Here is a 15,171-nt window from a genome sequence, read left to right on the forward strand (position 1 = left end):
ATAAAGATGAATATAACAAGTCTGTTTAAGCTCATTTTAAATTTAACCACAAAAGAACCACAAAAGAATTTATTGGACTTATTTAAATCAAAAGAGTTTGCTCCTTTAGGAGCAGAATCTGTGTAGAAATAAGAATAGATTCGTCAGTCAATCCATAGGAATCATATCTTAAATACGATAAATTTTCTAAAGATGGCGTTCCTACGGAATGCAGAACGCCTTGCGAATATGGTGTCTACACAGATAAAACTCCACAGAATTTTCTACCATTTTACTTTAAATAACTTTTATTTCAAAAGCCAGCAAAGAGAAAAGATCTTTGATTTTTTTAACTTATGTGCTCTTTTTCCATTTAAGTATAAACTTGAACAACTAAAGTATTAAAATCTTTTGCATCAGGTTTAAAGATTAAAAATAAAGGACAAAAAAATGACTTCACTCACCATTAAGCCTCCCTGATCATGTAACTGAAATATCAAAGTATGGCAGCATCATGCTACCTGATACATTGTAAACAGTTTCTGTAAATATGAAATTTGAAGCACTGGGTGATTTTTATCAGAGTGTTAAGGTTTGTGGTAGTTTTTATCCGTATATCAAAAAGATATATATTTAGAGGTATCGAAAAGTAAATAATTTATGGTTTATCAAAAGATTTTGATAAATAGAACTAACTAATATAGGCTGTCTCTTTGAGGCAGTCTATATTTTTTTGAAAGGTTTTTTTATGCAAAGTTGTTATTGATTGTAAGTCAAATATTTGTGAGTGTTATTTAACTTGCTAATAAACAATATTTTATAAGTTTGTTTAAATTATGATTTATTTAATTATTCAAATGATTGTTTAGTAAATAGATTTAAAATGTTTTTATTAATTATTAAATATTAATTATTTATAAAGTTTTGGTTAATTAAATTAAAATTTATTTTTATTTTTACATCACCTAATTTTATTTTTTTACGCATGAAAAAACTTTTACTGATGTGTTTGATGTTCCTCTATGCAGGCATCATGGCGCAAACCACAGTAACAATAGGTTCGGGAGCCAGTACAGCATCGGCTGGTACAAATGGCGATCCGATCTATCGTTCCAGTGGTACGAGTTCATTTCATCATTCAAAATCTATACAGTTGCTTACGGCAGCGGATTTGAGTGGTGCATCTGTTGTTCCTGGAGCAACCATTAACAGTATCGCCTATAATAAGAGTACGGCGTTTAATGTGTCGGGCAGTAATGCATGGACACTTAATGTCTATCTTAAAAATAGTACTGCTACAGCTTTAGCAAGTGGTACTGCCTGGAGTACTATGATTGGAGGAGCAACTTTATTTTATAGTGCTACGATAAATAGTACTAACAATTTTCCTGCTGCTGCAGGCTGGGTAACCTTTAACAATAATACATCAAACACTTTCAGTTATACAGGAGGTGCTATTGAAGTATATATTGAATGGGTTCCTTCCGGTACCTTGGCAACTCCATTTACAGGAGGAGCATTCCAATGGTTATATGATACTACAACTACTGCTCAGGCGATGGGAACCAGTGCTTCAACTGCAATTGCTGCTACAACTACTAGTTATACCACTCAAACGAGAAGGTATCAGACACAACTAACATACACTGCAACAGCTTGCTCTGGTGCTCCTAATCCCGGGAATACATTAGCAACGGCAACAAGTACACCGTGTTCTTCCCCGTATTCTACGACGCTAAGTCTGCAGAATTCTACGGTTGGATCAGGGGTTAGTTATCAATGGTACAATAATGCAGGTGCAATTGCGGGTGCTACAACATCTACTTACACAACAACTGTAAGTGCTGCTAATTCCTTCTATTGTGCTGTTACTTGTTCAGGTTCAGGAATCACTACTAACTCTACTCCTGTTGCAGTATCTGCTCCGGCAGCAGCGATATCAACTTTCCCATGGACTGAGAATTTTGATGGTATGACAACAGTTGGAAACGGAATTACTCCAAGCTGTTGGGCAACAAGTGGAGGTTTAAGCTCTTCTTATCTGTTTACAAGTCAGACTGCATCTGGAAATACTTATAATGATCCTAAGTCTGCTCCTAACTATATGACTATTTACTATCCTACTACGGCTGCATATTTATGGACTCCTTCATTTAATCTTACAGCAGGTCAGTCATACGATTTTTCATTCTATTGGGTCGGAGATGGATTAACGGGATGGCAGAATGAAGTATTGGTAAATAATGCTCAATCTTCTACAGGAGCAACAAGCCTTAGTACATTCCTTACTTCAACGCAAACAGCAACAGGGGGATCTAATAGTACCAATTATACCAAAGTTACAGTAACATATGTACCAACAACTTCAGGAGTTTATACATTTGGTATAAAAGCTTACGTAACATCTACTGCACCATATTATATGGGGTTTGATGATTTTAAATTGGAATTAACTCCTGCATGTACAGAACCAACGGTACTTACTTCATCTGCAATTACAGCTTCAGGTGCTACCATTTCATGGACAGCTCCTACACCAGCTCCTGCAAATGGATATAATATTTATTACAGTACAACCAACACAGCTCCAACTGCTACTACAACACCAAGTGCTACTGTTGCAGCGGGGGTTACAACTTACAATATATCCGGACTTACCTCTAATACAACTTATTATGTATGGGTGCGTTCTAATTGTGGTTCCGGATCTACAAGTTCTTGGGCAGGTCCTCTGAGCTTTACAACTGCATGTACATCTACAAATGTTCCTTACACACAAGATTTTGAAAGTGTGACGACACCTGCGTTGCCTTCATGTACTTCTATAGAAAATGCTGGTACGGGTAACAATTGGACTACAAGTTCACCTGCTGCTTATGGCTTTACTACTAAAGCGCTTACTTATCTGTATAATTCTCTTAATGCTGCTAATGCCTGGTTCTATACTCAGGGAATCAATTTAACGGCTGGTGTTTCTTATAGAATTAAATACACCTATGGAAATAACAGTACAACGTATGTTGAAAAATTAAAGGTAGCATATGGCACCTCTGCCAGCAGTGCAAGTATGACGAATGCTTTGGCAGATCATACAAACATTAACACTGCAACAGCGGCAACTAACTTTGTAGACTTTACTCCTGCTGCATCCGGTGTTTATTATTTTGGATTTAATGCATATTCTGCTGCTGACCAATATAACCTGTATGTAGATGATATTAGTATTGTTGTTACTCCAACATGTTCAGAGCCTTCTGCGGTTACAGTTCCTGCTGCAACTTTAGCATATAACTCTGCTGTTGTAAACTGGACTGCACCTGCTACAGCACCTGCAAACGGTTATGATGTTTATTACAGTACAACGAATACAGCTCCGACTGCTACTACAACACCAACACTTTCTGGCTTAACTGCTGCTACAACTACTTTATCTAATTTAACCCCTTCTACAACTTATTATTTATGGGTTAGATCTAATTGTAGTGCTTCAGATCAGTCTATCTGGGTTCCTGTAACATTTACGACAAAATCTTTCTGTCCTACTGTTACTGCACCTTCAGCTGCTGCAACAAATGTTTCTGTAACCCCTACATTTACCTGGACTGCTGTAACCGGAGTTTCTGGTTATAAACTTTCTATCGGTACTTCAGCCGGTGCTACTAATATTATGAATGCTCAGGATTTAGGAAATGTAACAACTTATACCCTTCCAACTGCGCTAAGTTATAATACGACTTATTATTATACCTTAAATGCTTATGATGCTACATCTACATCTCCGGGATGTACAGAAAGAAGCTTTACAACTGCACCTCCGCCTCCTGCAAACGACGACTGTTCCGGAGCAATTGCTTTAACGCCTGGTGGTACTTTTGCACAAAATGCTGTAACTGCTACAAACTCTGGTGCTACGGCTACATCTGATGCTACGGCTACACACTCTTGCCAGACTACAGGTTACAGAGATGTATGGTATTCTGTTGTAGTTCCTGCAAGTGGAAATATTACAATAGAGACTCAGTCTGTTTCTGGTTCTAATGTTACGGATACTGTTTTAGGAGTGTACAGTGGAAGCTGTGGAGCACTTACGCAAATTGGTTGTGATGATGACAGCTCCGCAGACGGTAACTTCTCTTTAGTATCTCTTACAGGATTAACTCCGGGATCTACATTGATGATTGGTGTTTGGAATTATTCTTCATCAACAACTGGTCAATTCAAGGTATCTGCTTATGATGCATCACTTGTATTAGCAACTAATGAAGTAAAAGATGCTAAAAACAATATCAAAGTATATCCAAACCCATTCTCTGAGGTATTGAATATTTCTGACGTAGCTAATGTTAAAAATGTACTGGTTACAGATATTGCGGGAAGATTAGTGAAAACTATTGCTAATCCTACATCAGAACTTCACTTAGGAGAATTGAAACAAGGAATGTATTTAGTTACTTTAGAGATGAAAGACGGATCTAAACAAACGATAAAAACAATTAAAAAATAGTTTTTAATACATACCATAAATTATAATAGCGACTAATTTTTAGTCGCTATTTTTTTTGTTAATTAAATTTGGAAATTGTTACAGAAATTAGATAATAATTGTTAAATTAGTACTTAATCAACAAAATATAAATAGTTTATGAAAAAAATTCTACTTTCATGCTTATTGTTCTTAAGCATGTGTTTTTCCGCCCAGATTACTCTGGGATCAGGAAGTACTAATGTCGGCGTTGCTCCAATCAGTACATATTATGGATATTCTTACGTACAGCAGATTTTCACAAAGCAGGAAATTAACGCAAACGCAGCCGGAAACATTACAGGACTGAAGTTCTATATAGATCCCACAATGTCCATTTCAAACTCTTCGCAATGGGTGGTTTATCTGGGGCTGACCAACAAAACATCTTTCAGTACAGATTCAGACTGGATTCCTTCATCACAATTAACACAGGTTTTTTCCGGGACAGTTACCAATAATAATGGTGTTATTGAAATTGTTTTTCCTACCCCTTTTTCCTACAATAATACCTCCAATCTCGTTATTGCTGCTGAAGAAAATTCTTCAGGCTATGATAACAATAATTATGATGAGGCAATGCACGTTTATAACGCGGCACAAAATTCTACCATTTATTATAAAAACGATTATACAGATCCGGATCCGGCTTCACCACCTGCGACGGGAAATCTGGTAAATTATAAATCTGTTGTTACCTTTCAGGGGCTGGCTCCGAATCCTATTCCGGCTTGCCCGGTAGTTACCTATCCGGGAAGTAATGCTTCTTTTGTTCCTTTAACTCCTACGATTACATGGAACAATACGGCAGGAGCAACAAGCTATAAAGTTTCTATAGGTACTTCTTCAGGAGGAACAAATGTGGCGAATCAGGTTTCTGTAACAACTAATAGTTATACACCTTCTGTTGGATTGGCTCCTAATACCACCCATTATGTTAAAATTATAGCTGTAGGTTCAGGAGGAGAATCTGCCGGATGTACGGAAGTATCATTTACAACTGCACCTCCGCAGCCTGCTAATGACGAATGTGCAACAGCGGTTACTTTAACGGTGAATCCGGATTTAAACTGTGGAACTGTAACGGCTGGTTATACTCTGGGTGCTACAGATTCAGGAACTGCTCCAAGTCCATGTTATGGAGATGCGGATGATGATGTCTGGTTTAAATTTGTAGCAACTGCGGCGACTCATAAAATATCCCTTCTCAATATCACCTCTGTAGGCAGTACAACGGGAGATACCGATACTTATTTTCAGGTATTCAGTGGAGGCTGTGGAGCGCTTTCCAGTATATTCTGTTCAGATCCGCCTTCCGGAGTTGTAACAGGTCTTACCGCAGGAGAAACATATTGGGTGAGAGTTTATAGTTATTACGGAGCAGGAAGTAATCAGAGTTTTAATATCTGTGTAGGAACTTTCCCACCGCCTCCGGTAAATGATGCCTGCTCAGGTGCATTATCTGCCAATGCTTTCCCTTATACGTATATACAAAATGACGGAGCGGGAGCTACTAATAATTCAGGGATTGTAAGCGTATGTTCTAATGAAATGAATGACGGAACCTGGTTTACTTTTACAGGAGACGGAAGTACATTTAATATCAGTGTAACAATGCCTGCGGGAAGCGATTTTGATCCTCAGATCGGAGTTTATAGCGGAAACTGCTCTGCATTAACCTGTGAAAATACAGTAGATGACGGAGGACAGGGCGGTGCTGAAACAATTTCTATTCCTACTCTTTCAGGAAATACTTATTATGTAAATGTTGGCCATTACAGTGGCTGGTCAGATGAACCGGAAGGAGCATTTTCCATTAATATTACAAAAAACACTTTAGGAACTTCTGAAGTTGCAGCCAATAAAAATACCGTTAAAGTATTCCCGAATCCTTTCAGTGATGTGGTTACAATTTCTGATATCGCTAAAGTAAAATCTGTCTCCGTGACTGATATTTCAGGAAGGCTGATAAGAATGATTGAAAATCCTGATTCAGAAATTCATTTGGGTGAGCTGAAGCAGGGAGTATATCTGCTGATGCTGGATATGAAAGACGGTTCTAAACAGGTAGTGAAAACCATCAGGAAATAAAAATTAAGCATAATAAAGGCGGTCTGTAAAGATCGCCTTTATTATTTAATGAAGATATTTTATTTATTGGGAACGGGCTGAATTTCTCCTGTCGTCAAACTTTCGAAAACAGTAGGGAAAAACATTACGAGTATGAAGTAAATTACGATCATAAGGGCGATCATCGAGAAAAGGATAATTACTAAGCTGTTCGGTTTATTTTTCTTTTTAGGTTCCATGATTGTTGTGGTGTTTCGTTAATAAATTGAGTATTAATTTTTACTAAGCTAATTTCTTGCCACACTGTTTACAATACCTTGCATCATCATCAATATCTTCATTCCCGCATCTGTCACATACTTTTTCCAGATTTTGCCTTTTGTTTCTCATCTCGGCGGTTACAATTCCCGTAGGAACAGCGATGATAGAATAACCGGCAAGCATTAAAACCACGGCGAAAAATTTTCCCATCGGAGTAATCGGGGAAACGTCTCCATAACCAACCGTTGTAACGGTAACAACCGCCCAGTAAATTGCCTGCGGAATGGTTTCAAAACCTTCTCTTCCGCCTTCCACCATAAACATCAGTGAGCCGACAATCACCGAGAAAATTATTAAAAACAAAAGGAAAATATATATTTTTCTTGAACTGTTCTTTAATGCTCTCACAATTACAGAGCCGTCATTCATAAAATCCAGTAAGTTGAATACCCGGAAAACTCTTAACATTCTCAGCATTCTGAAAATGAGAAAATATTTGGTAACCGGAAAAATAAAGCTCAGATAAAACGGAATCAATGCAAGAAAATCAATAATCCCGAAAAAACTGAAAATATAATTCCGTTTGTTTTTCACTACGGCAATTCTCGAAAAATATTCCGCAGAAAAAAATATGGAAATAATCCATTCCATAATAATGAACGTATAATGAAACCTTTTATCCAGCTTCGGAACACTTTCCATCATGATAATTGCCGTACTGATGAGAATAAGAATCAGTAAAGTAATGTCGAAAAGTTTTCCGAGCTTTGTGTCGGAGCGGTATATAATGCGGTAAAGATGTCTTTTCCAGAGAGCATCTTCGGGAATAAGATTGTGCTCTTTTTCCATTTTTCGAGGTTTTTTTAAAATTAACAAATAATCCCTATTTTCGTACCAAACATAGACAATAAAATGACAATAAGTAAGGTAATTGCCAAAATAGAAGAAAGAATTCCACTGCAGCAGGCAGAAGATTTTGATAATGTAGGTTTGCTTTGCGGGGTTCCCGACAGAAATGTCTCCGGAATTCTGGTATGCCATGATGCATTGGAAAATGTTGTGGATGAAGCCATTGAAAAGAACTGTAATTTAATTGTATGTTTTCATCCCATCATTTTTTCGGGACTGAAATCTTTAACAGGGAAAAACTATGTAGAGAGAGCTGTTTTAAAAGCTATTGAAAATAAAATTGCCATCTATGCCATTCATACGGCTTTCGATAATGATTTTTTTGGGGTGAACCGTGGAATCTGTGATCAGTTGGGATTAAAAAATTTAAAAATTCTTCAGCCTAAAAAAAATAATCTGAAACAGCTTACGGTTTTCGTTCCGAAAGATTATTCTGAAAAAGTGAAGGAAGCTTTATTTTCGGCAGGTGCAGGAAATATCGGATTTTATGACGAATGCAGTTTCAAAATCAACGGGAACGGAACGTTCAGACCGATTGAAGGCTCAAATCCGTTTTCGGGACAGCAGAACATCCGCGAAAATGCAGATGAGGATATGGTTTCTGTAATTTTTGAGGATTACAAACAGGGACAGATCGTTAACGCAATGAAAACAGCACATCCTTATGAGGAAGTCGCGCACCAGATTTACAGTTTGGAAAATACCAACCATTATTCCGGACTGGGAATGTATGGCGACCTTGATGAGCCGATGGATGAAAAGGATTTTCTGAAATTTGTAAAAGAAAAATTCAGTCTGGAGATGATCCGTCATTCAGGATTCAATAACAAAAAAATTAAAAGAGTAGGAGTTCTGGGTGGTTCCGGAGCAAGCGGCATCCGGTCTGCAATTTCCAAAAAATGTGATGCTTATCTTACGGGAGACGTAAAATATCACGATTTTTTCCTTGCCGATTCGAAAATGATGATCTGTGATATCGGGCATTTTGAATCAGAACAATTTGTAACTCAACAATTATTTGAAATATTGTCACAAAAATTTAGTACATTTGCAATCTCAAAATCTATTGAGAAAACAAACCCGGTAAATTATTTCATTTAAAATATGGCAAAAACCAACGATATTTCAGTTGAAGAGAAGTTAAGAGCTTTATACGATTTGCAGATCATTGATTCTAGATTGGACGAAATCCGAAATACAAGAGGAGAATTGCCAATCGAAGTAGAGGATCTTGAGATTGAAATCGAAGGTCTTGAAAAAAGAGCTGAAAAATTTCATGCAGAAATTAAAGATCAGGACGATCAGATCAAAACAAAGCATGAAGTAATAAACCATGCAAAAACTTTAATTGAAAAATACAAGTCTCAGCAGGATAATGTAAGAAACAATAAAGAGTTTGAAGCGTTAGGAAAGGAGATTGAATATCAGGAGCTTGAAATCCAGCTAGCAGAGAAAAGAATTAAAGAATTCGGTGCTAAAATAGGTCACAAAAACGAAACGTTAAGTGAATTGAATTCAAAAATTGATGAGCTTAAAAATCACCTGAAATTCAAAAAAGAAGAATTGGAAGGTCTTATTTCTGAAACTCAGAAAGAAGAAGAATATCTTATTGAGAAATCAAAAGAATTTTCTGAAAAAATTGATGAGAGATTATTGGCTTCATACAACAGAATCAGAACAAACTCTCCAAACGGTCTTGCTGTAGTAGGATTGGAAAGAGGCGCTCCGAAAGGATCATTCTTCACCATTCCACCACAAAAGCAGATGGAAATTGCTCAGAGAAAGAAAATCATCATCGATGAGCATTCAGGAAAAATCCTTGTTGACGACGAGTTGGTAATGGAAGAAAACGAAAGAATGAAATCTGTAATTAAATTTTAATAACTTACGATTTTAAAGATATAAAGCTGTTTCAATTTTGAGACAGCTTTTTTTGGCTTTAAAAACTAATTGCGCAAATGTTTCGCAGATAGCACAATTTAATATTGAAGTTTTTTAAGGTAAAATAGCTTTGCTCCTTTAGGAGCGGAATCTGTGTAGAAATAAGAATAAGTCTATCAATCAATCCGCAGGGTTGATATCTATAATAGGATAAATGTTCTAAAGATAGCGTTCCTACGGAACGCCGAACGTCCTTCTAATATGATGTCTACACAGATAAAACTCTATAGAGTTTTAAAAAAATAAATATAAACCACATGATATTAGTGATTATAAAGAAAAAGAATATTTAAAAACTTTTATTTAGTGGAAAACTGAAATAGCTTTATTTTGAAATCATTAGATAGAGCCATTCGTAAAAATATTTGTGCAATTCGTGTTAAAAATACGACAGAGAAAATTATTTTTTTGCCTTCGTACTGTCTGCAGATTTATAGTAAAAATTAATTGCTCTGCAAAGCTCAGCAACAGCTGCTTTTCCTTGAGGAGTAAAACCGGTAAAAGAATATTCGTCATCAGTTCCTTTGTTAAAAACTCTGTGACGTCGAGCCGGAATATCAATTTCTGAAATAGAACCATTGCAATCCAGACAAATACTGATCTGGTTAACCTTTTTATTGTCCTTAAAAAATACCAACCCTAAATGTGGATTAAAACACGCCGCGGAAGCTTCTCCATAACTGGATTTTTTCGCTAAAGCCGTTAAAATTTTATCAGCCTGTTCTTGTGACAGAAACTGCTGTTTTTCTATGATAGGAATGAAGTTTCCCTGTTCATTAATCGGAGCATCGTACAATTCTTCATCACCTTTGAAATCGTATGCTATAATTTTATCATAATCAAGCGTACTGAAAGGAATTCCGCTGCTCTGGTTTGTCTCGATGGTTGGTGAAGATTTCACATAATCCATAAGTTCCGTTCTGCTGAGTCCTTGAATTTTTGGTATATCCGAAACAAATTGAACAGAATCTTCTTTGGAACATATCTTTGTGTTGTCGGTATGTTTTTCACAGGACGAAAATAAAATTACCGATCCAAAAATGATGAATCGGTTAATTTTTTTATTCTTTATTTTCGTTGAAAATTTAGTCCTTACGTTCATACATCTTATTGTAAAGATCTATAAATTTTTCCTTAATCGCTTTTCTTTTCAGCTTTAAAGTCGGCGTTAAAAGACCTCCATCAATGCTCCAGACTTCTGGGGTAAGCTCGATTTTTTTGATCTGTTCCCAGTTTCCTAAATGTTGGTTGATATCGTCGATCTCTTTTTTAATTCTTTCTTTTAATTCCGCACTTTTGGCAATTTCCTGTGGAGTAGAACCTACATTCAGATTGTTTCTGGATGCCCAGCTTTTTGCAAATTCAAAATCTGGCTGTACCAGTGCGCAAGGCATTTTTTCGCCGTCCCCGACAACCATGATCTGTTCGATAAATTTTGAAGCCTTTGCTAAATTTTCTATGGTCTGCGGTGCAATATATTTTCCTCCGGAAGTCTTGAACATCTCCTTTTTACGGTCGGTGATCTGTAAAAATCCGTCGCTGTCGATATGTCCGATATCTCCCGTTCTGAAATAACCGTCTTCTGTAAAAACTTCTTTCGTCATTTCTTCATTTTTAAAATATCCTTTAAAAACAGAAGGTCCTTTTACGGTAATTTCTCCGTCTGCCTGAATTTTAACACTCAGATTATCAAGTGGTAATCCTACCGTTCCGATTTTCATTTTGCTGAAAGAATTTACCGAAATTACAGGCGAAGTTTCCGTTAATCCATATCCTTCCAGAATAGGAATTCCTGCATTCTGGAACATTAAATTCAGTCTTGTAGACAAAGCCGCAGAACCGGAAACCAAAGTAACAATTTCGCCGCCTAAACCTTCTCTCCATTTTTTAAATACCAGTTTATCGGCGATAATTTCCTTTAATCCGGATGGTTTAGATACGCTTTTCTTTTTAGAGATCAGATCCAGTGCCCAGAAGAAGATTTTCTGTTTCAATCCTCCCGCAGAAGAACCGGTTCCGTAGATTTTATCATACACTTTTTCTACGAGTCTTGGTACAACGCTCATGTAGTGAGGTTTTACCTCTTTCACGTTTTCTCCCATTTTTTCAATGCTTTCTGCGAAATAAATAGAAAAACCATTGTACTGGAAAAGATAGAAAAGCATTCTTTCGAAAATATGACAGATGGGAAGGAAACTCAGAACTCTTGTATCTTTATAATCCAGTCCTTTCTTTTTGGGAATTCTTGGGATAGAACCCAAAACATTGGAAACGATATTGTGATGCGTCAGCATAACTCCCTTTGGCTTTCCGGTGGTTCCGGAAGTATAAATAATGGTAGCCAGATCTTCAGGATTAATAGCATTTGAAAGATCTTCCACTTCAATCTGCGTAGAATCATCTTCGCCAAGATCCAGTATTTCTTTCCAGTTGGCAGCACCCGAAACATTATCGAAAGTAAAAACGCCCTGTAATGAAGGGATGTTATGTTTTACTTTAACTACCTTATTCAAAAGATCTTTATCAGACACAAAACAGTACTTAATCTCGGCGTTGGTAAAGATAAACTCATAATCTTCGGCAGAAATACTAGGATAAATAGGAACGGAAACTACTCCGATCTGGGAAAGTCCAAGATCCATTATTGCCCATTCTGTTCGGGAATTGGTGGTGATTAATGCAATTTTATCACCCGGTTTTATGCCAAGCTTTAAAAGTCCTCTTGAGATCTTATTGGCTTCATTGATAAACTCTTGTGTGGAAGTTTTCTTCCATTCACCATGATATTTGGTTACAAACATATCCGACTTGGGATAGGTTTTCAATGCATGTTGAGGAATATCAAATAATCTTTTGATTGTCATGATTTTTTAAGTAATTGTTAAAGGATTTTAAATATAAGCATTTTTTTTAATTGTGGAAATTGCAAGTGATTATTTAGAAATTAATAAAATGTATGCCATAATATATTTAATAATTCAAACTTAACATATATATGATGAATATTTAAAAATCAACTTCTTTCGTTGTTTTTATCTAATTTATGATTCTATTTTCAGATTTGTCCAAAAAGTGTAAATTAGCGACCATCTAATTATTCAATGTTATGGACTTTAATTTATCAGAAGAACAGCTGATGATTCAGCAGGCAGCAAGAGATTTTGCGCAAAGCGAACTTTTACCGGAAGTAATCGAAAGAGACCGCGACCAGAAGTTTCCTGCAGAACAGGTAAAGAAAATGGGAGAAATGGGACTTATGGGGATGATGGTGGATCCTAAATACGGTGGTGCCGGAATGGACAGTGTTTCTTACGTTCTTGCTATGGAAGAAATTGCAAAAGTAGATGCTTCTGCGGCTGTGGTAATGTCTGTAAACAACTCTTTGGTTTGTGCCGGTCTTGAGAAATTTGCTTCTGAAGAGCAGAAAGTAAAATATCTTACCCCTTTGGCAAGCGGACAGGTAATAGGAGCTTTTGCTTTGTCTGAGCCTGAAGCGGGTTCTGATGCAACTTCCCAGAAAACAACTGCGGAAGATAAAGGAGATTATTACCTTTTAAACGGGATTAAAAACTGGATCACAAACGGAGGAACAGCATCTTACTATATTGTAATTGCACAGACAGATCCTGAGAAAAAACATAAAGGAATCAATGCTTTTATCGTAGAAAGAGGTTGGGAAGGTTTTGAGATCGGTCCGAAAGAAGACAAACTGGGAATCAGAGGGAGCGATACGCATTCTTTGATCTTTAATAACGTAAAAGTACCGAAGGAAAACAGAATCGGGGAAGATGGTTTCGGATTCAATTTCGCAATGGCTGTTCTGAACGGTGGTAGAATCGGGATTGCTTCTCAGGCTTTAGGAATTGCTTCCGGAGCTTACGAACTGGCTTTGAAATATGCTAAAACGAGAAAAGCGTTTAAAACAGAAATCATCAATCATCAGGCGATTGCGTTTAAACTGGCAGATATGGCAACTCAGATCACAGCAGCAAGAATGCTTTGCTTCAAGGCGGCTGTAGAAAAAGACGCTGGAAAAGATATCTCTGAAAGCGGTGCAATGGCAAAATTATACGCTTCTCAGGTAGCAATGGATACTACGATTGAAGCTGTACAGATCCACGGCGGATACGGATATGTGAAAGAATATCACGTAGAAAGAATGATGAGAGATGCAAAAATCACTCAGATCTACGAAGGAACTTCTGAAATCCAGAAGATCGTTATTTCAAGAAGCATTGCAAAGTAATTGCTTAATTATACATGAAATAGTAAAAGGCTTCCGAATTTGGGAGCCTTTTTACATTCACACGAACCACAAAATATAATATATAAAATTTTTCTCTTTATTTATTTTTTTGATTGAAATTTTTCGTTAAAGTTAAATCCTTTGATTGTATTCTTATGTTTGTTGATATATCAAAAATATCAATAAGAATTATTAGATAAGAGATTATATGATTAAAATAATATTAAAATAAAAATCCATCACAAAGGATGGACTTTCGAAATTAATGAGCATCATGATTGGTTGTGTTTTTACCCCTCTTTTTATAAAAATAATATCCGATTCCGGCAATTAAAAACAATGGCCAAAGCGGCAGAATAAACAGGAAAATAGAAGTAATGACACTCCATCCTGAAGAAACAGCGGCTAAAGATTTTTCACCAAAAGTTTCCGGAGCTTTATGAGCGTTATCCAAAAGAGAGATCCTGATCTCACAAAGCGTATTGTTATAATAGTCATTTCCTTTTACTTCTATGTTTTTACTTTCAATATTGCCGATATTGCTGCTTAAATCATCCATCAGTTGATCAAAATTCTGCAGAGGAACTTTAATCTGAAGATAATATGCTTTTTGATCCGCCATTTCCGAAGATCTGTCATCGGAAGGTTCTGCTGCAACATAAGTGAGCTCTTCTTTTGTCACAGCCCCGTTGTTTCTAACCGTTTCCTTTCGAATAATTTCCCTTACGATTTCCGCATTGTCTGCATTCATGGTTAAATAGCCCGATTTTACCATTTTATTTTTTAGAACATTCAGTTCAAAATTTTCATTCTTTGGTTTGTCTTTATAAACAATTTTCGTTTCTTTAATCACTTTCGGAGCCGGAACATTCACCACAATTTTTTCTTCTTTTTTAGCCGAATCTTTTTTCTCGGTTTTCGATTCCAGTCTTACGGAAGAAATTTTCTCAGATAAAGAATCTACCATTTTGGAAGTATTTTCAATCTTGTCTTTCACTTCATTTTTAGCATTTTCAAAATCTTTTATTTTTACGTTGGCAGAATCCAGCGCGGCATTGGCTTTTTCGCTTACATCATTTAATTTTTCTGAAGCAACAGAAATTGCGCTGTCTGCAGAATCTGCGGTATTTTCCAGTTTAGAAACTGCTGATTCTCCCTTTTTACACATGATAAACGTGCTTGATACAGCAACGAGTAAGATGAACTTTTTCATAACATTAATTTTTTCGATGAGGTAAAATTA

Annotated in this window: 10 protein-coding genes; 5 read left to right on the plus strand and 5 right to left on the minus strand. The window is 36.4% G+C overall.

Features of this window, described 5'->3' with window-relative positions; translation table 11 throughout:
* Nucleotides 1–964: 964 nt before the first annotated feature.
* Nucleotides 965–4,483, plus strand: a complete 3,519-nt coding sequence (locus KKI44_RS21925; RefSeq protein ID WP_214589140.1) for a fibronectin type III domain-containing protein — start codon at nucleotides 965–967, stop codon at nucleotides 4,481–4,483.
* A 138-nt stretch (nucleotides 4,484–4,621) separates the two neighbouring features.
* On the plus strand, nucleotides 4,622–6,592 hold the full coding sequence (locus KKI44_RS21930; RefSeq protein WP_214589141.1) for a T9SS type A sorting domain-containing protein: 1,971 nt from the start codon (nucleotides 4,622–4,624) through the stop codon (nucleotides 6,590–6,592).
* Nucleotides 6,593–6,651: 59 nt separating this feature from the next.
* Here KKI44_RS21930 and KKI44_RS21935 read toward each other — a convergent pair whose 3' ends face one another.
* Both KKI44_RS21935 and KKI44_RS21940 read right to left on the minus strand, forming a co-directional pair.
* Entirely contained in the window at nucleotides 6,652–6,810 is a 159-nt protein-coding gene (locus KKI44_RS21935) for a hypothetical protein (RefSeq protein WP_214589142.1), read from the minus strand.
* A 43-nt stretch (nucleotides 6,811–6,853) separates the two neighbouring features.
* Nucleotides 6,854–7,681, minus strand: a complete 828-nt coding sequence (locus tag KKI44_RS21940; protein ID WP_214589143.1) for an ion transporter — start codon at nucleotides 7,679–7,681, stop codon at nucleotides 6,854–6,856.
* A 63-nt stretch (nucleotides 7,682–7,744) separates the two neighbouring features.
* Here KKI44_RS21940 and KKI44_RS21945 point away from each other — a divergent pair, with 63 nt between their 5' ends.
* Together KKI44_RS21945 and KKI44_RS21950 are read left to right on the plus strand one after the other, a co-directional pair.
* The gene (locus KKI44_RS21945; RefSeq protein WP_214589144.1) at nucleotides 7,745–8,842 is read left to right on the plus strand and encodes a Nif3-like dinuclear metal center hexameric protein; all 1,098 of its coding nucleotides are present in this window, start codon (nucleotides 7,745–7,747) and stop codon (nucleotides 8,840–8,842) included.
* Nucleotides 8,843–8,845: 3 nt separating this feature from the next.
* Nucleotides 8,846–9,622: a zinc ribbon domain-containing protein gene (locus tag KKI44_RS21950; protein WP_076392508.1), complete on the plus strand. Its 777-nt coding sequence runs from the start codon at nucleotides 8,846–8,848 to the stop codon at nucleotides 9,620–9,622.
* 460 nt (nucleotides 9,623–10,082) lie between these two features.
* On the opposite strand, the gene KKI44_RS21955 is transcribed toward KKI44_RS21950, so the two are convergent.
* Together KKI44_RS21955 and KKI44_RS21960 are read right to left on the minus strand one after the other, a co-directional pair.
* Nucleotides 10,083–10,784, minus strand: coding sequence for a hypothetical protein (locus tag KKI44_RS21955; protein ID WP_214589145.1), 702 nt, complete (start codon nucleotides 10,782–10,784; stop codon nucleotides 10,083–10,085).
* Complete coding sequence (locus tag KKI44_RS21960) at nucleotides 10,768–12,546, minus strand: AMP-dependent synthetase/ligase (protein ID WP_214589146.1); 1,779 nt, start codon at nucleotides 12,544–12,546, stop codon at nucleotides 10,768–10,770. Before KKI44_RS21960 ends, KKI44_RS21955 begins: the two co-directional genes overlap by 17 nt.
* 242 nt (nucleotides 12,547–12,788) lie before the next feature.
* Between KKI44_RS21960 and KKI44_RS21965 the strand changes: the two genes are divergently transcribed.
* Nucleotides 12,789–13,928: an acyl-CoA dehydrogenase family protein gene (locus KKI44_RS21965; RefSeq protein ID WP_116099329.1), complete on the plus strand. Its 1,140-nt coding sequence runs from the start codon at nucleotides 12,789–12,791 to the stop codon at nucleotides 13,926–13,928.
* 262 nt (nucleotides 13,929–14,190) lie between these two features.
* Here KKI44_RS21965 and KKI44_RS21970 read toward each other — a convergent pair whose 3' ends face one another.
* Nucleotides 14,191–15,141 (minus strand): hypothetical protein, encoded by a 951-nt coding sequence (locus KKI44_RS21970; RefSeq protein ID WP_214589147.1) that lies wholly within the window; start codon nucleotides 15,139–15,141, stop codon nucleotides 14,191–14,193.
* Between the last annotated feature and the right edge of the window lie 30 nt (nucleotides 15,142–15,171).

This window comes from Chryseobacterium sp. ZHDP1, assembly GCF_018603435.1.
GTDB classification, from domain to species: domain Bacteria; phylum Bacteroidota; class Bacteroidia; order Flavobacteriales; family Weeksellaceae; genus Chryseobacterium; species Chryseobacterium indicum.

Bases quoted from the DNA above. Each gene is read 5' to 3' on its own strand.
- KKI44_RS21930 (WP_214589141.1), top strand. From the start codon at position 4,622: ATGAAAAAAATTCTACTTTCATGCTTATTGTTCTTAAGCATGTGTTTT.
- KKI44_RS21945 (WP_214589144.1), top strand. From the start codon at position 7,745: ATGACAATAAGTAAGGTAATTGCCAAAATAGAAGAAAGAATTCCACTG.
- KKI44_RS21965 (WP_116099329.1), top strand. From the start codon at position 12,789: ATGGACTTTAATTTATCAGAAGAACAGCTGATGATTCAGCAGGCAGCA.
- KKI44_RS21960 (WP_214589146.1), bottom strand. From the start codon at position 12,546: ATGACAATCAAAAGATTATTTGATATTCCTCAACATGCATTGAAAACC.
- KKI44_RS21955 (WP_214589145.1), bottom strand. From the start codon at position 10,784: ATGAACGTAAGGACTAAATTTTCAACGAAAATAAAGAATAAAAAAATT.
- KKI44_RS21940 (WP_214589143.1), bottom strand. From the start codon at position 7,681: ATGGAAAAAGAGCACAATCTTATTCCCGAAGATGCTCTCTGGAAAAGA.
- KKI44_RS21925 (WP_214589140.1), top strand. From the start codon at position 965: ATGAAAAAACTTTTACTGATGTGTTTGATGTTCCTCTATGCAGGCATC.
- KKI44_RS21950 (WP_076392508.1), top strand. From the start codon at position 8,846: ATGGCAAAAACCAACGATATTTCAGTTGAAGAGAAGTTAAGAGCTTTA.
- KKI44_RS21970 (WP_214589147.1), bottom strand. From the start codon at position 15,141: ATGAAAAAGTTCATCTTACTCGTTGCTGTATCAAGCACGTTTATCATG.
- KKI44_RS21935 (WP_214589142.1), bottom strand. From the start codon at position 6,810: ATGGAACCTAAAAAGAAAAATAAACCGAACAGCTTAGTAATTATCCTT.